The following is an 18,457-nucleotide window of genomic DNA, read 5'->3' as shown; positions in this document are numbered from 1 at the left end:
CACCCGCGGCCGTCAGGGTCAGGTGGGCGCGGATCCCGGATCGGGGTCGCCCGGCCTGGCGAGGATGCCGCGGAAGGCCTCGAGGTTGCGCAGGCTCTCACCGCGCGAGACCCGCCACTCCCACTCCTTGCGCATGGAGGACAGGAAGCCCATGACGAGCAGCTCGTTGAACGGCTCGTCGCACGCCGTGAGCACCACCCCGAGCAGCTGGTCGAGGGAGTCGACGTCGACGCCGGCAGCCGGCAGCCGGCCGGTGACGAACACGTCGCCCGCCTTGTCGACCGAGTAGGCCAGCCCCGGCAGCCGCAGGTTGCGGCGCAGGAGAAACCGGTAGACCTCGGCGTGGTTCTCGTCGGGGTTACGGATGACGAACGCCGACACCGACAGCGCCGTGTCCGAGACGATGAGCGAGGCGATGGTCTTCAGCTTCTTCTCACCCGGCAACGCCACGACGTACTCGTCGTCGCGGGCTCCGGGCTCCCACTCGAGACCGGATGCCGCGAGGAACGCCTCGATCGTGGCCCGCATCGCGCCCCTGCCCGTCACGGGATCACCGCCGTGGGGATGCCGGCGAGCAGCTCGGCGTCGTGGATGGGCACCTCGCGCGGGTGGTCCATCGCGTCGGCGTAGACCTCGGCCAGGCGCTGCGCCGTTCGCGCCCACGAGAACCCCGCCGCGTGCTCGACGCTGGTGCGGGCCAGCACCGCGGCACCGCGGGGGTCGCCGATCACCGACTCGAGGGCGGTCGCCCAGTCGGCCGTGTCGTGGCCGTCGACGAGGACTCCCGCGGGCCCGACGGCGGTGGGCAGACCGCCGACGTTGGCTGCCACGACGGGGGTGCCGCAGGCCTGGGCCTCCACCGCGACGAGCCCGAAGGACTCGCTGTGCGACGGCACGGCCACGAGGTCGGCGGCGCGGTACCACTGCGCGAGCGCCGACCGGTCGACGGGCGGCACGAAGCGCACGAGGTCGGCGATGCCGAGCTGCTGGGCCAGCTCGGTCAACCCCATGGGGTTGCGCACCCCGGTGCCGCTGGCCCCGCCGAGGATGCCGACGACGAGGCGTGAGCGCAGGTCGGGTCGGCGCCGCACCAGCTCGGCGGCGGCGCGCACGAGGACGTCGGGCGCCTTCAGCGGTTGGATCCGTCCGACGAAGAGGAGGAGCACGGCATCCGAGGGAATCCCGACGCGGGCCCGCGCCTCGTCCCTCGACCCGGGGCTGAACACCGCGAGGTCGACGCCGGGTTCCGCCACGGCGACCCGCGCCGGGTCCGCGTCGTAGAGCTCGATGAGTTCGCGGGCCTCGCGGTCGGTGTTCGCGACGAGCCGGTCAGCGGCCTCGACGACCTGCGCCTCACCGATCTCACGGCCTCGCGGCTCGGGCTCGTCCCCGTCGGCGAGGTGGAGGTTCTTCACCCGCGCCATCGTGTGCATCGTGTGCACCAGCGGCACACCCCACCGGTCGGCGGCCAGCCAGCCGACCTGCCCCGAGAGCCAGTAGTGCGAGTGCACGAGGTCGTAGTACCCGGGCGGCGCGTGCGCGGCGACCCGCATCATCCCGGCCGCGAAGGCGCACAGCTGACCGGGCAGGTCCTCCTTGGACAGGCCCTCGTACGGGCCAGCCGCGAGGTGGCGCACGACGACCCCCGGCTCGACCTCGACCACGGGCGGTTGGGCCGCGCTCGTCGTGCGGGTGAACAGGTCCACGGCGATGTCACGACGGGCCAGCTGTCGGGCCACCTCGAGCACGTAGACGTTCATGCCACCGGCATCACCCTCTCCGGGCTGGGCCAGCGGCGAGGTGTGCACGGTCACCATCGCGATGCGGTGCAGGCGGCGCTGGCGTGGGTGCGTGCTCATGACCACCGAGTCTGTCACGGCATCCGCGGGGTGTCCGTGACGGTCACCACCGCACGGGGGGCCCAGACGTGGACCGCGATCCGCCCGTCCTGACGAAGGTCGACGGCACGAGGCACCTGGACCGGGCCGATCGTCACGTCGGTGCCGAGCACCCACGTGAACGCGGGTTGGGCGATGACGGTCGGGTCGACCCAGTACGCGCGCTCGCGCAGGTTGCGCTCGGGCAGGGCGGGCGCGATGCCGGTCGTCGCCGGCCGCCAGTCGAGGTGGATCGCCAGGGCATCGACCGCCGGCACGAGGACGTCCATGCGGATCGACCCGTCCGTCGGCTCGAACTTGATCCGCAGCGGTCTGCTCGTCGAGGAGTCACGCACCACACCGATGTACTCCACCACGTCGCCGACCCGGCGCACCGCGTCGATGCGCACGGTGGACAGCACCCCGCTCATCGTCTCGCGCGGATGTTCCCCGCCCTCGCTCACCGACCCGAACATCGCCGACACCGGGGCACCGCGGGTCACCGTGTCCGCGAGCACCTCGCTCCCCCGGGCGAGCCGGAACCCCGAGGTGAACAGGGACACCGACAACCCGGCCCCGAGCGACTGCACCCCCCGCGCTCCCTGCGCGACCTCGAGCAGCCCCGGCTCGACGTCGACGATCCCGATGCCGCGGGCCATGACCCGCGGAACCCACGAGGTGAGCCCGAGCACCAGCGCCCCGCTCAGCGAGAGGACCAGGGCCAGCATCGACAGGCTCACCCGCCCGTCGCGGCTCCGTCGAACCCACCAGTCCAGCACCGCCTCAGCCTACGTCCGGGACGGTGCCGGCTCGAGCCACCGAACTGCCGCACGTACGCTGGCCGGGTGACACGGCAGCGGCCACACGGGGTCATCACCCGGGGCACGACCAACCCCAACCGGTTGCGACGCTGTGACCGCTGGCTCGCCGGTCCGCAGGGGTGGCGGCTGCGCGCCCACCCGGGCCCGCCGGTCGTCGTCGACCTCGGGTACGGCGCCTCCCCCGTCACCGCCGTCGAGCTCCATGACCGGCTGAGCGCGGTTCGCCCTGACGTCGAGGTCGTCGGCATCGAGATCGACCCCGCTCGCGTGGCCGCCGCCCGCCCCCTCGAGCGCCCCGGCCTGCGGTTCGCCGTCGGCGGTTTCGAGGTCCCCCTGCCGCAGGGTCGCCGGCCGGTCATCGTGCGGGCGTTCAACGTGCTGCGGCAGTACGACGAAGGTGAGGTCGCCGCCGCGTGGGACGCCACGGCATCCCGTCTGGCGCCCGACGGCCTGCTCGTCGACGGCACGTGCGACGAGCTCGGGCGGGTCGCGGCGTGGGTGGCGCTCACGGCATCCGGGCCGGTGAGCCTCACGATCAGCCTGCGCCTGCGCGATCTGGACCGGCCCGGGATCGTCGCCGAACGGCTGCCCAAGGCCCTGATCCACCGCAACGTGCCGGGCGAGCGGGTCCACCGGCTGCTGAGCGACCTCGACGACGCGTGGGCGCGGCAGGCACCCCATGCGGCCTACGGGGTGCGGCAGCGGTTCATCGCGACGGCCGGGGCGCTCCGGGATGCCGGGTGGCCGGTTCTCGACGGACCCGCACGCTGGCGGGTCGGCGAGCTCACGCTCGCGTGGGATGCCGTGGCACCGCGCGCGCTCTGAGGCCCTCGCCCCGCGCGGTGGCCGGGTCACCAGGGGCCGTAGGGCCCCTGGTTGCCGCTGCCGCGACCCATGACCTGGTCGAGTGCCGGCTTGACGTCGGCGAGGTAGACCCCGGCGGCGACGATGGCGATGATCGCGAGGAAGCCCACCCCACCGAGGGCCACGAATCCGAGGAGCACCGCGAGACCGGTGATAAGCATCCAGAACTGCTTGGTGCGCTTGCCGGCCGCCACGAAGGCGTCGGGGCGGCGGCGCAGGCAGTCGACGAAGGCCCACGCCTCGACGCCCAGTGCCACGACGGACAGGGCCAGCACGATGTAGCTCTGGAGGGTGGCGAGCGCGTTCATGGGCTCAAGCGTAGGCGGCGCCGGCCGATCAGACGTCCAGGAGGATGGTGACGGGCCCGTCGTTGACGAGCTCGACGGCCATGTCGGCCCCGAAGCGGCCGGTCGCGACCTCGACACCGCGATCACGCAGCGCCTGCACCACCTGCTCGACGATAGGTTCGGCGACCGGTCCCGGGGCGGCCGCGTTCCACGACGGGCGGCGGCCCTTGCGGGTGTCGGCGTAGAGGGTGAACTGGCTGACGACGAGGACGGGGGCACCCTCGTCGAGCACCGATCGCTCACCGTGCAGGATGCGCAGGTCGGCGATCTTGCGCGCCAGGGTGTCGACCTGGGCCGGCCCGTCGTCGTGGGTGACCCCGACGAGTGCGACCAGGCCGGGCCGGGTCAGCTCGCCGACGACCTCGCCGGCGACGACGACCCGGGCGCTGGACACCCGCTGGAGCACGGCTCTCATCGCGGCGTCACCCCGCGTGGGTGGTCGAGCCGCCGACGCTCATGGTGCCGTCGAGGTCCGCCGCCACGACAGCGCCCACCGGTTGCCCGTGACCGAGGATCGGGGCCGACTCGAGCCGCTCGAACGCGCTGGACTCCACGCCCAGGCGGCGCAGGACCGCGGCCAGCACGACCGGGCGGGCCCGCTGGCCACCGTCGGCGATCTTCAGGGCGACCCCACGGCCGTCGGGCAACCCCACGGCGTACACGGCCTCGGCGCCGTCCTTGGCGATGACGCCCCGGGTGCCCCGGATCAGCGCCGTGACGTCGCGCCGGGTGCCACCGAGGTACTCGGGGTGCTGGCGGATGGCGTCGGCGACGCGCCCCTCGTCCGTGGTCGGCTCGGCTGCGGCCACGCGCCCGAACGCCCGCGCCAGACCGGCGAGCGAGATCGCCATGACCGGCGCGCCGCACCCGTCGACGGCCGTGGCCGCGACCGGCTCGCCCGCGAGGTCGGCGATGGTCTGCGCCATGAGCTGCTGGAGCGGATGCCGTGGGTCGCGGTACGTCGCGATGTCCCAGCCGTTGACCCGGCAGGTCGCGAGCATGGCCGCGTGCTTGCCCGAGCAGTTCTGCGCCAGCGAGCGCGGGGCGTGCCCGGCGGCGATCCACACGTCGCGCTCGTCCGGGTCGTAGGGCAGGTCGGGGGTGTTCTGCAGGTCGGCCTCGGTGAGGCCGGCGGCGGCGAGCATCTCGCGCACGGCGTCGAGGTGGAAGGGCTCGGCCGAGTGGCTCGCGCTGGCCAGGGCCAGGTGGTGCGGGGGCAGGTCGAGCCCCGCGCGCACCATCGCCACGGACTGCAACGGCTTGTTCGAGGAACGCGGGAACACCGGGTCGTGCGGGTCACCCCACGCCTGGAGCACGGAGCCGTCGGATGCCGTCACGGCGACGCTGGCGCGGTGCACCGACTCCACGACCGCGCCGCGGGTCACGTGGGCCAGCACCGGCGCCTGCGCGAGCGCGGGTGGTGTCACCGTGGAGACCTGGTCACCTGACGGATGGGCTGAACTCGGGGTCTGCTGGGGCACGCAGGTGACCCTATCCGCGGGACGGGGCGGACGGCATCCACCGACCGCACCCACCGCGTCGGTCGTGCCGGCGCCCGCAGACACGAACGACCGGGGCCGGCAGGGCCGGCCCCGGTCGTCGGGGTGTCACCGGGAAGGGGTGGACCGGTGACGGTCAGGTCGGGCGTGGCCGACCACGTGGTGTCGCTCAGGCGGTGACGGTGACGGACGCGGACGCGGCCGGCTTGTCAGCGGTCTTCGCGGCGGGCTTCGCAGCCGGCGCGGAGGTGCGCTTGGCGGCGGGCTTGGTGCTCACCTTGACGGTGCGCTTGGCCGGGGTGCGCTTGGCGACCGGCTTGGTCGCGGGGACGTCGCCGACCTTCTCGGCAGCCTTCTCGGTGGCCTTCTCCGCGGCGACAGCGGTCTTGCGAGCGCTGGTCGTGGCGGCCTTGGCCGAGCTGACGGCCTTCTTGGAGGCGTTCTTGGTCGTGGTCGACGTGCGCTTGGCCGCGGTGCGGGTGCGCTTGGCCGACTCGGTGACCTCGGCCTCGACGGTCTCGAGACCCTCGACGACGGAGCCGGTGACGACCTCGGCCAGCTTCACGGCCTCCTTGCGGGTCGTGGTGAGGGTGGCCTTGGCCGAGCGCTCGATGTCGGCCGCCGCGTTGCGGGCGGAGGTGACGGCACCCTTGGCCTGCGCGACCGAGGTCTCGGCCTGCGCGACGAGGTCCTTGGTGGACTTCTGGTTGCGGATGCGGTTCACGAGGTTCTTGCCGCGCACGGCGAGCTCGTCGTAGCCCTCGGCGACCTTGCCGCCCACGACCATCGTCTCGTTGAGGACGACCGCGGGGATCTCCTTGACGCCGTCGACCAGGGTGGTCGCACGGGCCTGGACCTTGGCCGGGGCCAGGTCGGCGGAGAGCTCGACGCGGACCTTCTCGGCGCGAACGCGGGCCTCGCGGACCTTCTCGACGGCCAGGTCAGTGGCGCCGACAGCGGCGAAGAAGGGGGTGGCGTCGACGGTGTTCTTGATGTCGGTCATGACTGACATGGGTTTCTCCTTGGTGGTGGTGCGTGAGTTCAGGGGGGTCGGCATCATTGCCGTGGGTTGTCCTCGACGTAGGACTCGTAGATGTCCAGCAGGGTCTTGCGCTGCCGCTCGGTCAGGGCCGGGTCGGCGGCGATGGCGCCTCGGACGTCGGGGGTCTCGGAGGGCGGGGTGACCTCGGCGTCCAGGATTCCGGCCTTGACGTAGAGGCTCTCGGCCGAGACCTCGAGACCCTTCGCGAGCTGCTGGAGGATCTCGGCGCTCGGCCGCTTGAGCCCCCGCTCGATCTGGGACAGATAGGGGTTGGACACCCCGGCGAGCTCGGACAGCTGACGCAGGGACAGCTTGGCGGCGGTTCGCTGCTCTCGCAGGTAGTCGCCGAGGCTGCTGCCCAGGTCGTTCAGCGGGTTCTTGCTCACGTGACAAGTATGCTTGCTCTAGTTAGCAAAATGCAAACTGGAGCAAGCGTGAGCCCGCTCACACCGGTTGAGCGCTCACCTTTCCCCGGAGGAGACGGGGGTCGAGAGCAGGTGCGATCAGACCCCGGCGGGCTGGCGCTGGCGCAGCGAGATGTCGTTGCACGCGGCGCAGGTCTCCTCGGGCACCAGGCCCGCGCGCATGAGCAGGCCGAACGCGTAGCAGCCGGCGCAGAAGCCCAGCGCCGACTCCAGGGTGGCGAACACGAGCAGGATGGCGAGCAGCGCAGTCGTCACGGCAGGCAGGCCGGCCACGAGGAAGCCCGTGGCCACGAGGGTGAGCACCAGGCCGATGGCCTGGGCAAAACGCTTCGGCGGCCCGGGGACCATGACCGGCTCACCGAGGCGGGGGGCGATCACCGTGGTCGCGAGCAGCCCGAAGGGGTCGAAGCGCGGGCCACTGGCCACTCGCAGGGCGAAGCCGACGGCGAGCACGGCGCTCAGCCAGAGCCAGCCGGTGAGCAGGGCCAGCGCGGCCACGAGCACCACGAGGCCTGCCACGACCCGAGCGGCCTTCTCGTTGACGATAGCCGGGAATTCAAAAGGAGTGCGCACCTCAACCATAACCAGTGATTATGCTCCAGACATTCCCGATGGCCAGGCACCCGTCCGAGTAGCGGATGGGGCCGAACGTCTCCGCCGTCACTCCTGCGACGGAATCGTCGTCAGCGAGTGCGGCGGTCCTTGACCCCGAGCAGCTCACGGGCCGCCTCGGTGCCGAGCGGCGGGCGCTGCATGAGCGTGGCCAGCTCCGCAGCCCGGGCCACGAGCTCGTCGTTGTGCTGCACGACCTGGCCACGGGCGAACACGACGTTGTCCTCCATGCCCACGCGCAGGTGACCACCGGCCGACAGGGCCGCGGCCATGATCGGCAGGTGACCCCGGCCGATACCCGTCGCCGACCACGAGGTGACCTCGGCGGGCAACATGGCGACACCGGCCATCAGGGCAGCCGTCGTCGCCGGCATCCCACCCGGCACGCCGGTCACGAAGTCGACGTGCACCGTCCCGCCGAACGGCAGGCCGTGGGTGTCGATGAGCCGCCGCAGGGCGTGAACGTGGCCGAGGTCGAACAGCTCGAACTCGGGCACGACCTCGCGCTCCTGGGCCATGACGTACAGGTCGCTCATGAACCCCCACGGGTTCAGGAAGACGTCGTCACCGAAGTTCGTCGTCCCACACGTGAGCGAGCACGAGTCCGGCTCGGCGTCGAGCACGGTCAGCCGCGTCTCGAGCGGGTCGTGCACCGAGCCCCCCGTCGACAGCTGGACGATGAGGTCGGTCTCCGAGCGCACGGCATCCACCGACGCCCTCAGCAAACCCCGGTCCAACGTCGGCGCGTGGTCGGCGTCGCGGATGTGCAGGTGGATCAGCGCCGCCCCGGCCGCCTCGCAGCGCCTGGCGGTCTCGACGAGCTCGTCGAGGGTCGTCGGCAGCTGGGGCAGGTCCGCCTTGGCGTGCTCGGCGCCCGTGGGGGCGACGGTGATGAGGGTCCCGACCGGGGTGGATGAGGTGGCCATGGCCCCCATCATGTCAGGTCATCGCCGAAGATTCTTCGGGGATCAGCCACTCACGACGACGGTCTGCGATGCCGCCGTCTCCCTGACGAGAAGATCCACGTCCTCGGGGATCGAGCGCTTGATGACCGCGAGCGCGACCGGGCCGTCCTCGTGGTGGCGCGCCACCGTGGTGATCCGACCCACCTCCCGGTCGCCGAAGCGCACCGGCGCACCGGCATCCGGGAGCACGTGACCCGACCCGTCGAGGTGCAGGAAGACGAGCCGTCGCGGGGGCCGCCCGAGGTTGTGGACGCGGGCGATGGTCTCCTGACCGCGGTAGCAGCCCTTGTGCAGGTGCACCGCGGTGCGCAGCCAGTCGACCTCGTGCGCGATGGTGCGGTGATCGGTCTCGGCCCCGAGCCGCGGGCGCCACGCCATGACCCGCAACGCCTCGGCGGCCCAGGTGCCGGCCAGCGGTCGGTCGCCGACCGCGGCCTCGAGGTCAGGGCGCGCCACGATGAGCTCACGCCACGCACGTCCCTCGCCGGGGTGCCCCTCGACCGGCCCGTATGCCGCCGTGTCACCCACGAGGGCGGGCCACGCGTCGACCCACGCGAGCGGCTCCCCCTGAGCGGACTCGGCGCCGATGGGCTCGCCGAGCACTGCCCAGTGCGCGGTGCCGTCGGCGACCTCGACCCGCAGCATGAAGCGCATCGAGTTCAGCCACGCCACGAGGGCGGGCGCTCCCCCGGGCTCGACGGTGATCCACGTCGTCTCCCCGTCGTCGACGAGGTGCAGGGCGTGCTCGATGTGCCCCTTGGGCGAGAGCACGAGCGACTCGCGCGACGTGCGAGGTGCCAGGCCGGTGAGGTGCTGGGTGGTCATCGAGTGCAACCACGTGAGGCGGTCGGGCCCGGTGACGGTGACGACCCCGCGGTGCGACAGGTCGACCACGGCGAGCCCTTCGGCCAGCAGGCGCTGCTCACGCATGGGGTCGCCGTAGTGGGCCGCCACCCCGGCGTCGGCGCCCTCACCCTCGACCGCGCCCTGGCGATCGAGCAGGGGCGAACTCACGGTGGACGTGGTCATGGTGTGGCCTTCGGGGACTCGGGGGGTGCGGACGACACCGCGGCGGATGCCGGGTGGTCACCGGCGTGGTGCGGCTCACCGGCGTGGTGCGGGTCACCGACATCGGGCAGGTCGGCGGAGCGACACTGCCCGCACAGCCCGTGCACGGCGGCGTGCGACACCTCGGCGGCGAACCCCAAGGACTCGTCGAGCCGGGCCACCAGTTCGTCCGCCGCGGTGAGCGGGGCCTCGCCCACCCAGCCGCACCGCCGGCAGACGACGTGCAGGTGGGTGGCGTGCTCGGCGAGGTGGTAGCTCGGCGCACGGTGGTCGACGTGGGTGTGCCCGACCAGACCCAGCTCCTGAAGTGCATCGAGGGCGCGGTACACCGTCGACGCGGCAACCTGTCCGCCCCCGTCGCGCGCCACGGCATCCACGATCTCGTCCGGGGTCGCGTGACCGAGCCGCCCCACGGCGCCGAGCACCCGCTCACGCTGCGAGGTCAGCCGCTTGCCGCAGGCCCGCAGTCGCTCGCCGAGATCGCTCACCCCACCAATGTATGTCGCCGCCACGCCGGGCCATGCATCCCCGCGCCCCGGGCAGATGCGGCGGTACCGGCTGCGGAGCGTCCAGCGGGCGTCCAGACAAGGCTCGTAGACTGGGTGGGTGAGTGATAACGGCGTGGGGTCCCTGATCGAAGGGCTTCCTGATACTCAGGAGACCCGCCGCGAGCAGAAGCGGCGTGATCGTCGGGGCTCCCGGCGGGCGCTCATCGTGATGCTCAGCATCTTCGGCCTCATCGTCGGAACCGGTGTGGCCTACGTCGGCTACCTCGCGTTCACGGTCGGCAACAACATCGACCAGGGCATCGACCTCGGCGAGCGCCAGCCGGTCACCGCCCCCGACGGCGAGCCGGTCGCAGAAACCGGCACCGGCACCAACTTCCTCGTCATCGGCTCCGACACCCGCCCCGGTGACGCCGGGCGGTCCGACGTCATCGTCCTCGTGCACGTCCCCGAGGACAACAGCGCGGTGCAGATGATCCACTTCCCCCGGGACCTCTACGTGGACATCCCCGGGCGCGGCAAGAACAAGATCAACGCCGCCTATGCCTTCGGCCGCGAACCCCTGCTCGTCCAGACCATGGAGCAGCTGCTCGGCGTGCGCATCCACCACGTCGCCCGCACCGACTTCGAGGGGTTCAAGAACATGACGGATGCCGTGGGTGGCGTTCGCGTGTACGCCGAGGAGGGCGGCGCCGACGGCATCGTCAAGGGTTGGAACGACCTCAATGGCGAGCAGGCGCTGGCCTTCGTCCGTGAGCGCTACACCCTGAGCGAGGGTGACATCTCGCGTGGTCGGCGCCAGCTCGCCTTCATCAAGGCGCTGATGCTCGAGGCGACCAAGCCCGAGAACATCGCGAACCCGATCACCGTCGCCAAGTTCGCGAACGCCGCCACCGAGAACCTCGTCGTCGACAAGGGCCTGACCACTCGCGCGATGACCGACTACGCGATCGCGCTGCGCAACGTGCGCGGCGGCGACGTCATCTTCGCGACGGCACCGTTCTCCGGCTACGGCACCTCGCCGCAGGGCGCCTCGATCGACATCGTGGATGAGGCCGGGATGGCCGAGCTCGGTGAGGCGCTGCGCACCGACTCGATGGACACCTACCTCGACGTCTTCGTCACCCCCTGACGCACAGCCCCCGACCCGCACGGCGGGGTCACTCGACGCGCTTGAGCTCCGCGGAGATGTGCGACTGCAGCGGCTGCCCCATGGCGGCCATGTCCATGACCCACATGAGGTTGCTGTTGACGTTGCCGTACATGCGGTGGCCCGCGGTGTACTCCTTGGCGAACGGGCTGCGCATGACGCCGTCGGTGCGCAGCTCGACCTTGGCGGGTGAAGCCACCCCGGCGTACATCTCGACGAACCCGGTGTGGTGGGTCAGCAGCAGCTCGGCGTTCGTGCCGTCGTCGTGGGGCGGCACCATGCGCCAGAAGCCGACCTCCGTCGCGAGCGGGCGCACCTGGTTGCCGTCGTCGTCGAGCAGCCAGGTCTGGGACCGCCACTCGAGGAACGGGCGGCCGTCGTGGCTGCAGACGATCTCCTGGCCGAAACGGGCCGACTCGATCGTCGGGTAGCCGACGAGACCGGCACCGGCCCAGCGGCCGACGAGCCAGGCCAGGGGCGCGAGATCCGGGTGCAGGCTGGTGTCGAGGGTGAAGACCATACGCTGCATCCTATGGACTCCGCGCAGCCCTCACTCGTCGTCAAGGTCACCTGCGGCACCGAGGCCCTCGAACGGCTCAACCAGGGTTTCACCGTGGCGGCGACCGCCCTGGCCGCCGGAATCGAGGTCAGCCTGTGGCTCACCGGCGACGCGTCGTTCATGGCCGTGCCGGGTCGAGCCGAGCTGGTCGACCTCCCGGATGCCGTGCCGCTGGCCGAGCTTCGCGACCTCCTTCTCGAGGGGGCGAGGGTCACGGTGTGCGGCCAGTGCGCGGCCCGCCGCGGGCTCACGGCATCCGACCTCATGACGGGGGCCGGCATCCGTGGGGCGGCGGCCTTCGTCGAGGAGGTCATGGCGCCCGGCGCCCGCTCCCTCGTCTACTGAAGCGCCGGGCGCAGGCCGTCAGCCGATGATCAGCAGGGACAACCCGTAGGCCACGACGCCGGGAACGAGCAGCGCAGCGGCGGCGCTGGACATCTGGCTCTTGACCGTGGTGATGGCCGGCAGCACGCTGTGGACCCGGCGCATCGCGTGCGAGACCGCGGCGCAGACGAACCCCACGAGCGCTGCCGGAGCAACGCCCGGGCCGTCGATGACCGACGCGGCGATGATGGCACCCAGCCCGCCGAGGAGCATGGCCGCGGGCAGCATCCACGGCCGAAGCGCTGCCATCCCGGCACCGAGGTCGGCGAAGGATGCCGTGGCGATGGCCACGAACGCCACCACGGCGATCTGCGTGGTGAAGTCGCCGCGCGACAACGGCAACCACGTCGTCCCCAGGGCGATGACGGCCAGGCCGAACGAGGTGACCCCGATCGAGTCGGTGAGCCGTGGCCGACCGTCACGACGCAGGATCTGGTGCCCGAACATGATGGCGAGCCCGATGATGAGGGCGACCGGGACGAGCCGCAGGTAGGGCTCCTCGGGACTGGCGACCCCGGCTGCGGGTGCGAGAACGGCCGGGACTCCGATCGCCAGCGACGACCCGAACCGGCTCGACGAGCCGTGCACGGCCGGCCATCCCCAGGCGACGACGATGCCGGCCCAGGCCAACCCGGCAGCCAGGAGCACGGGGTCGGCGACGAGGGCGAGGATGAGCAGACCGGCGAGGACGACGGTCGCGGCGACGGTGACGGGCCGCGGGACGGTGGCCAGGGCCGGTAGCACCGGCTCGTGGAGCACCGCGTCCCGGCGGGCGCGGCGTGCTGCTCGCGTCTCCGGCTCGGGCTGGGCCCCGGGCGCAGGCTCCGGCTCGGGCACCAGCGCAGGCACGGGCACGGGCGCCGACGCAGCCGCCGGCGCCACGGCATCCGACGTCGTGCCCCCAGCCTCAGGCGTCACGTCGCTCGAATCCTCGTCCACGCGCGGCATCCTCCCATCATCCCCCGGCAAAGGGCGGGAGAACCTCGACGACCGCGCCGGGCGCGATCTGGTCCGCGCCCGTGCTCGCTCGCCCACCGACGAGCACCGAGCACACCGGCAGGACCGCGAGCAGGCCGGGGCGGGCCGTCGACAGGTGGGCGACGAGGTCGTCGACGGTGGACACCCCCGCCAGTCGCTCCTCCGCGATGCCCGCGGCAGCCCGAGCCCCCGCCCAGTAGCGGACCGTGACCATCTCAGCCGGATCGGTGCCGGGACCTGACGTGTGCATGACCACCTATCCTGATGGGCAATGGCCCACCTGCTGCTGCTGACGAACACCTTGGCGCCCAGCGCCGAGGTCGTTCCTGCGCTCGGGCTCCTGAGCCACCATGTTCGCATCCTGCCCGCGGAGGCCTCCGTCCTGGTCGACGCGCCACAGGCTGACGTCGTCATCGTCGACGCCCGTCGCGAGCTCGCGATGGCCAAGTCGCTGTGCCGGGTGATCTGCACGACGGGCATCTCGATCCCGCTCATCGTCGTCGTCACCGAGGGGGGCCTGGCCGGGCTGACGAGCGACTGGGGCATCGACGACGTCATCCTCGACACCGCCGGCCCGGCTGAGATCGAGGCCCGCCTGCGTCTGGTCATGGGGCGCACGAACGAGGCCGCCGAGGACGAGACCGGGCCGATCACCGCCGGCGCCCTCGTCATCGACGAGGTGACCTACTCGGTGCGCCTTCGGGGGCGGCTGCTCGACCTCACGTACAAGGAGTTCGAGCTGCTGAAGTACCTCGCGCAGCACCCGGGGCGGGTCTTCACCCGGTCGCAGCTGCTCCAGGAGGTGTGGGGCTACGACTACTTCGGGGGCACCCGCACGGTCGACGTCCACGTGCGGCGGCTGCGCGCCAAGCTCGGCACCGACTACGAGGTGCTCATCGGGACCGTCCGCAACGTCGGGTACCGCTTCGTCCCCGAGGTCGCCGACTCCTTCTCGGAGATCGAGTCCTGACGTGACGCGCCGCCCGCGCACGACCCGCCTGTCCGCGATCGATGACGCGACGGCATCCGAGGTGCGCGACCTGCTCGCTCGGGCGCAGAACGCCGACGGCGTCGAAGCCGTCTCCGAGTCGTTCCGGTTGGCGATCGGCCCGGCCCGCGAGGGCGTGGTCCACCTGGTGCGCCTGGACGAGGACGACGCCGTCGTCGGGTACGCGCAGGTGGCTCAGGCGGGCGGGCCGGATGCCGTGGCCGAGCTCGTCGTGGACCCGCGGCATCGTCGTCGCGGGCACGGTCGGGCCCTGCTCGACGAGGTGGTGGCGCAGGGTGCCCGCAGCATCTGGTCGCACGGCATGCTGCCCGCCGCGACGGCGCTGGCTGCTGCCGCCGGGTTGGTCGTCACGCGTGAGCTGTACGTCATGGGCCGGCCGCTGACTGCCGAGGACGCGGTCGATCCGGCTCTGCCGCAGGGGTTCTCGGTGCGCCCGTTCCAGCCCGGGGTGGACGACGAGCGCTGGGTGGCGCTCAACGCCGCCGCGTTCGCGAGCCACCCCGAGCAGGGCCGGCTCACCGTCGCCGACCTGCACGAGCGGATGGCCCAGCCGTGGTTCGACCCGGCGGGGCTGCTCCTCGTCGTCGACGACACCACCGAGGAGGTGGTCGCCTTCCACTGGACCAAGGTCGAGCACGTCACCCCGTCCGCCGTCCCACGGGGAGAGGTGTACGTCGTCGGGGTCGATCCGGCGTACCAGGGCCGCGGGCTCGGGGGGCCGGTGACCTCGCTCGGTCTGGCCCACCTAGCACGGCTCGGCCTGGCCGAGGTCGATCTCTACGTCGACGGCGACAACACCGCGGCCCGTCGCACGTACACGCGCCTGGGCTTCCGGGACACCGCGGTGCACGCCCAGTACGGCACGCAGACGCACCCGAGCGCCGACCTCACCGAACCTGACAGGATTGCCCCATGACGGCAGACACCGAAGTCACGCACGAGGACGTTTCCCAGGCGACGCCGATCACCGCGCGCGATGCCGCCGCCGACGCCTCGGCCGACGCGAGCATCATCAGTGAGGTCTCGATCGTGAGCGCCGCCGCCGAGGAGACGCGAAACCACCAGCCCCGTGGGTCCAACGGGAGGTTCGTCGGCCGCCCCGCCGGCGCGGACGGCATCCCGGATGCCGAGGACGAGGCCCTGCCGGCCGACCGGTTCCTCGACCGGGAGATCTCGTGGCTTCAGTTCAACGAACGGGTCCTGCAGCTCGCCGGTGACGACAACATCCCGCTGCTCGAGCGCTGCCGCTACCTCGCGATCTTCGGGTCCAACCTGGACGAGTTCTTCATGGTTCGCGTCGCCGGCCTCAAGCGTCGGATCGCGACCGGCATCGCCGTGCGGTCGGCATCCGGCCTGGAACCTCGCGAGGTGCTCGAGCAGATCTCGCTCGTCGCGTCCGAGCTGATGTCGATGCAGGCTCGCGTGTACCGCGACCAGGTGCGCCCGGCATTGGCGACCGAGGGCATCACGATCGTGCGGTGGGACGAGCTGTCGCCCGAGGAGCACGAGCGCATCGGCCAGATGTTCACCAGCCGCGTGTTCCCGGTGCTCACCCCGCTCGCCGTCGACCCGGCGCACCCGTTCCCGTACATCTCCGGCCTCTCCCTGAACCTCGCGGTCGTCCTGGTCAACCCGCGCACCGGCAAGGAGCACTTCGCCCGGGTCAAGGTGCCGCCCGTGCTCCCCCGGATGCTGCGGGTCGCCGACAGCGCGGACGAGTCGCCGCTGGCGGACATGTACGCCACCAGGTTCGTGCCGCTCGAGGACGTCATCGCCGCCCACCTGGACCACCTGTTCCCCGGCATGGAGATCCGTGAGCACTTCACCTTCCGGGTCACCCGCAACGAGGACCTCGAGGTCGAGGAGGACGACGCCGAGAACCTGCTGACGGCGCTGGAGCGTGAGCTGACCCGACGCCGGTTCGGCCCGCCGGTCCGTCTCGAGGTCGAGGAGGACATGGACGACCACGTCCTGGACCTGCTCGTGCGCGAACTCGGCGTCGCCGGGTCCGAGGTGTACCGCCTGCCGGCCCCGCTGGACCTGCGCGCGCTCAACGTGATCGCCGACCTCGAGCGCTCCGACCTGCACTTCGACCCGTTCGTCGCGCGCACCAACCCCGACCTCGCACCGACCGAGAGCTCGAAGGCCCGCGACATCTTCGCCTCGATCCGCAAGCAGGACGTGCTGCTCCAGCACCCGTACGACTCGTTCTCGACGTCGGTGCAGGCATTCATCGAGCAGGCCGCGGCCGACCCACGGGTGCTCGCCATCAAGCAGACCCTGTACCGCACCAGTGGTGACAGCCCGATCATCGACGCCCTCATCGACGCCGCCGAGGCCGGCAAGCAGGTGCTGGCCGTCGTCGAGATCAAGGCACGCTTCGACGAGGAGAACAACATCTCCTGGGCGCGCAAGCTCGAGCACGCCGGTGTGCACGTCGTCTACGGCATCGTCGGCCTGAAGACCCACGCCAAGCTCTGCCTCGTGGTGCGCCAGGAGGCAGAGGGGCTACGCCGCTACTGCCACGTCGGGACCGGCAACTACAACCCCAAGACGGCTCGCCTCTACGAGGACCTCGGGCTGCTCACCGACGACCCGCAGGTCGGCGAGGACCTCACCCGCCTGTTCAACCAGCTCTCGGGGGTTGCCCCCCGCAGCCGGTTCAAGCGACTGCTCGTGGCCCCCCGGTCGGTGCGCTCGGGGCTCATCGACCTCATCGACGCCGAGATCGCGAACGAGGAGCGCAAGCCCGGCAGCGGCCTGATCGCCTGGAAGGTCAACTCGATCGTCGACGAGCAGTTGATCGACGCGCTCTACCGGGCCTCGCGCGCCGGGGTGCGCGTGCAGCTGTGGGTTCGCGGCATCTGCGCCCTGCGCCCCGGCATCCCAGGTGTGTCCGAGAACATCGAGGTGCGCTCGATCCTGGGCCGCTTCCTCGAGCACTCCCGCATCTTCCTGTTCGGCGGCGGAGGCGACACGGTGGCCCTCATCGGCAGCGCCGACATGATGCACCGCAACCTCGACCGCCGCGTCGAGGCGCTCGTTCACCTCGTCGACCCGCGCCACCTCGCCGACCTCGAGGCCCTGATGAAGCGCGGCATGAGTGATGAGTACATGCACTGGAAGCTCGGCGCTGACGGCCGCTGGATCCGCCACCACCTCGACGCCGAGGGTGCCCCGCTCACCGACCTTCAGACCGCGATGATCGAGATGCACGCCAAGCGGCGCCGCAAGGCCCGCCGACGGTGACCGGCTACCCGAGGGCTGTTCGCACGGTGGCGGCCCGATGAGGATTCCCGCGGCAGGCACCCTGCCGTGGCGGCTGCGCGACGGTGAGCTCGAGGTCGCCCTCGTGCACCGGCCCCGGTACGACGACTGGTCCTGGGCCAAGGGCAAGCTCGACCCGGGGGAGTACTGGGCCGTTGCGGCCGTGCGCGAGACCGTGGAGGAGACCGGGCTCGTCGTGCGCCTGGGGCCGCCGCTGCCCGAGGCCCGCTACACCCTGCTCGGCCGCGACGGCACCCCTGACGACAAGGTCGTGCGCTACTGGACCGCTCAGGTCACCGGAGGCGACGGCCACCTCGTCAACGAGATCGACGAGGTGGTCTGGCTCGACGTGCCGGCCGCCCACACGCGGTTGGACTACGCCCGGGACCGCGACCAACTGCTGGCCCTCGTGCGGCTGCACCAGACGGCGCGCCTGGACACCTGGCCGCTCGTTCTCGTGCGGCACGCGCACGCGGTCGCCCGGGGTGAGTGGTCGGATGCCGATCCGTTGCGCCCGCTTTCGGCCGACGGGCGCCGCCGTTCGGCTGCCCTGGTCCCGGTGCTCTTGGCCTACGGCGTGAGCCGGGTGCTCACCTCACCCTCGGAGCGATGCGTGCGCACCGTGGAGCCGTTCACCTCGGCAGCCGGGGTGCGCCTGCGGACCAGGTCGGGGTTGTCGGAGGAAGGCTTCGAGGCCGACCCCCGCACCGCCCCTGCCCACCTCGGCCGGCTGCTCGACCGGGGCGAACCGGCGGTGCTCTGCACCCACGGCCCGGTGCTGCCCAGCCTGCTCGACGACCTCGAAGACCGGTTGGACCTCGACCAGCCCGCCTCGGTCGAGGTCGTCGAGGAGTTCGCCGAGGCCCGCGACGACCGTCTCGCAAAGGGTGAGGCGCTGGTCTGCCACGTCGTCGGCACCGGGGATGACGCGCGCATCGTGGCGGTGGAGCGGCACCTGCCGTAGGGCGCGAGCCTTGACCCTCTGGATGAAAGATGTCCGGATGCCGTTCACGGTGCGTTCACCCGCCACGGGCCGACGCGTCACCCGGCGTGCTTAGCGTCTCCTGCGTCGGGCAGTGCGGCT

At 71.9% G+C, this 18,457-nt stretch carries 22 protein-coding genes; 7 read left to right on the top strand and 15 right to left on the bottom strand.

What is annotated here, in order from left to right; translation table 11 throughout:
• Positions 1-18 precede the first annotated feature (18 nt).
• From C8E84_RS13780 to C8E84_RS13770, 3 genes are read right to left on the bottom strand one after another with little or no spacing between them, the layout of a single operon-like run.
• Complete coding sequence (locus C8E84_RS13780) at positions 19-528, bottom strand: type III secretion system chaperone family protein (protein WP_159902974.1); 510 nt, start codon at positions 526-528, stop codon at positions 19-21.
• A 14-nt stretch (positions 529-542) separates the two neighbouring features.
• Positions 543-1,859, bottom strand: a complete 1,317-nt coding sequence (gene mshA / locus C8E84_RS13775) for a D-inositol-3-phosphate glycosyltransferase (RefSeq protein WP_159902972.1) — start codon at positions 1,857-1,859, stop codon at positions 543-545.
• Between the two features lie 14 nt (positions 1,860-1,873).
• The gene (locus C8E84_RS13770; protein WP_159902970.1) at positions 1,874-2,656 is read right to left on the bottom strand and encodes a hypothetical protein; all 783 of its coding nucleotides are present in this window, start codon (positions 2,654-2,656) and stop codon (positions 1,874-1,876) included.
• 66 nt (positions 2,657-2,722) lie between these two features.
• Between C8E84_RS13770 and C8E84_RS13765 the strand changes: the two genes are divergently transcribed.
• Positions 2,723-3,523: a class I SAM-dependent methyltransferase gene (locus C8E84_RS13765; RefSeq protein ID WP_159902968.1), complete on the top strand. Its 801-nt coding sequence runs from the start codon at positions 2,723-2,725 to the stop codon at positions 3,521-3,523.
• A gap of 26 nt (positions 3,524-3,549) precedes the next feature.
• Here C8E84_RS13765 and C8E84_RS13760 read toward each other — a convergent pair whose 3' ends face one another.
• The 9 genes from C8E84_RS13760 to C8E84_RS13720 form a co-directional block, all read right to left on the bottom strand.
• A complete protein-coding gene (locus tag C8E84_RS13760; protein ID WP_159902966.1) occupies positions 3,550-3,870 on the bottom strand; it encodes a DUF2516 family protein in 321 nt (106 codons plus the stop codon).
• Between the two features lie 28 nt (positions 3,871-3,898).
• Complete coding sequence (gene dtd, locus C8E84_RS13755; protein ID WP_159902964.1) at positions 3,899-4,324, bottom strand: D-aminoacyl-tRNA deacylase; 426 nt, start codon at positions 4,322-4,324, stop codon at positions 3,899-3,901.
• Positions 4,325-4,331: 7 nt separating this feature from the next.
• A complete protein-coding gene (locus tag C8E84_RS13750; protein WP_159902962.1) occupies positions 4,332-5,390 on the bottom strand; it encodes an asparaginase in 1,059 nt (352 codons plus the stop codon).
• Between the two features lie 187 nt (positions 5,391-5,577).
• Complete coding sequence (locus C8E84_RS13745) at positions 5,578-6,420, bottom strand: hypothetical protein (RefSeq protein ID WP_211675575.1); 843 nt, start codon at positions 6,418-6,420, stop codon at positions 5,578-5,580.
• A 44-nt stretch (positions 6,421-6,464) separates the two neighbouring features.
• Positions 6,465-6,836 (bottom strand): helix-turn-helix domain-containing protein, encoded by a 372-nt coding sequence (locus C8E84_RS13740; protein WP_159902960.1) that lies wholly within the window; start codon positions 6,834-6,836, stop codon positions 6,465-6,467.
• 117 nt (positions 6,837-6,953) lie between these two features.
• On the bottom strand, positions 6,954-7,457 hold the full coding sequence (locus C8E84_RS13735; RefSeq protein ID WP_159902958.1) for a DUF4395 domain-containing protein: 504 nt from the start codon (positions 7,455-7,457) through the stop codon (positions 6,954-6,956).
• A 101-nt stretch (positions 7,458-7,558) separates the two neighbouring features.
• Positions 7,559-8,413, bottom strand: coding sequence for a beta-keto acid cleavage family enzyme (locus tag C8E84_RS13730; RefSeq protein ID WP_159902956.1), 855 nt, complete (start codon positions 8,411-8,413; stop codon positions 7,559-7,561).
• Positions 8,414-8,455: 42 nt separating this feature from the next.
• Positions 8,456-9,481, bottom strand: a complete 1,026-nt coding sequence (ygfZ, locus tag C8E84_RS13725) for a CAF17-like 4Fe-4S cluster assembly/insertion protein YgfZ (RefSeq protein ID WP_159902954.1) — start codon at positions 9,479-9,481, stop codon at positions 8,456-8,458.
• Positions 9,478-10,008 (bottom strand): Fur family transcriptional regulator, encoded by a 531-nt coding sequence (locus tag C8E84_RS13720; protein WP_159902952.1) that lies wholly within the window; start codon positions 10,006-10,008, stop codon positions 9,478-9,480. Before C8E84_RS13720 ends, ygfZ begins: the two co-directional genes overlap by 4 nt.
• 118 nt (positions 10,009-10,126) lie before the next feature.
• On the opposite strand from C8E84_RS13720, the gene C8E84_RS13715 reads away from it, so the two are divergent.
• Positions 10,127-11,158, top strand: coding sequence for an LCP family protein (locus C8E84_RS13715; protein ID WP_246196948.1), 1,032 nt, complete (start codon positions 10,127-10,129; stop codon positions 11,156-11,158).
• A gap of 28 nt (positions 11,159-11,186) precedes the next feature.
• Here C8E84_RS13715 and C8E84_RS13710 read toward each other — a convergent pair whose 3' ends face one another.
• A complete protein-coding gene (locus tag C8E84_RS13710) occupies positions 11,187-11,696 on the bottom strand; it encodes a heme-binding beta-barrel domain-containing protein (RefSeq protein ID WP_159902950.1) in 510 nt (169 codons plus the stop codon).
• A 12-nt stretch (positions 11,697-11,708) separates the two neighbouring features.
• Here C8E84_RS13710 and C8E84_RS13705 point away from each other — a divergent pair, with 12 nt between their 5' ends.
• Positions 11,709-12,080, top strand: coding sequence for a DsrE family protein (locus C8E84_RS13705; RefSeq protein WP_159902948.1), 372 nt, complete (start codon positions 11,709-11,711; stop codon positions 12,078-12,080).
• Between the two features lie 18 nt (positions 12,081-12,098).
• Here C8E84_RS13705 and C8E84_RS13700 read toward each other — a convergent pair whose 3' ends face one another.
• Complete coding sequence (locus C8E84_RS13700) at positions 12,099-13,058, bottom strand: hypothetical protein (protein ID WP_159902946.1); 960 nt, start codon at positions 13,056-13,058, stop codon at positions 12,099-12,101.
• Positions 13,059-13,074: 16 nt separating this feature from the next.
• Complete coding sequence (locus C8E84_RS13695) at positions 13,075-13,347, bottom strand: MoaD/ThiS family protein (protein WP_246196947.1); 273 nt, start codon at positions 13,345-13,347, stop codon at positions 13,075-13,077.
• A gap of 21 nt (positions 13,348-13,368) precedes the next feature.
• On the opposite strand from C8E84_RS13695, the gene C8E84_RS13690 reads away from it, so the two are divergent.
• The 4 genes from C8E84_RS13690 to C8E84_RS13675 are packed head-to-tail and all read left to right on the top strand — an operon-like array spanning position 13,369 to position 18,337.
• A complete protein-coding gene (locus C8E84_RS13690) occupies positions 13,369-14,067 on the top strand; it encodes a winged helix-turn-helix transcriptional regulator (protein ID WP_159902944.1) in 699 nt (232 codons plus the stop codon).
• 1 nt (position 14,068) lies between these two features.
• Positions 14,069-15,022, top strand: a complete 954-nt coding sequence (mshD, locus tag C8E84_RS13685; protein ID WP_159902942.1) for a mycothiol synthase — start codon at positions 14,069-14,071, stop codon at positions 15,020-15,022.
• Positions 15,019-17,355 (top strand): RNA degradosome polyphosphate kinase, encoded by a 2,337-nt coding sequence (locus tag C8E84_RS13680; RefSeq protein ID WP_159902940.1) that lies wholly within the window; start codon positions 15,019-15,021, stop codon positions 17,353-17,355. The genes mshD and C8E84_RS13680 overlap by 4 nt, the downstream gene beginning before the upstream one ends.
• 37 nt (positions 17,356-17,392) lie before the next feature.
• The gene (locus tag C8E84_RS13675) at positions 17,393-18,337 is read left to right on the top strand and encodes an NUDIX hydrolase (protein WP_159902938.1); all 945 of its coding nucleotides are present in this window, start codon (positions 17,393-17,395) and stop codon (positions 18,335-18,337) included.
• The last annotated feature ends 120 nt before the right edge of the window (positions 18,338-18,457 follow it).

This window comes from Ornithinibacter aureus, assembly GCF_009858245.1.
In the GTDB taxonomy this organism is placed as follows: domain Bacteria; phylum Actinomycetota; class Actinomycetes; order Actinomycetales; family Dermatophilaceae; genus Fodinibacter; species Fodinibacter aureus.
This window is presented reverse-complemented; position numbering and strand designations above follow the sequence as displayed.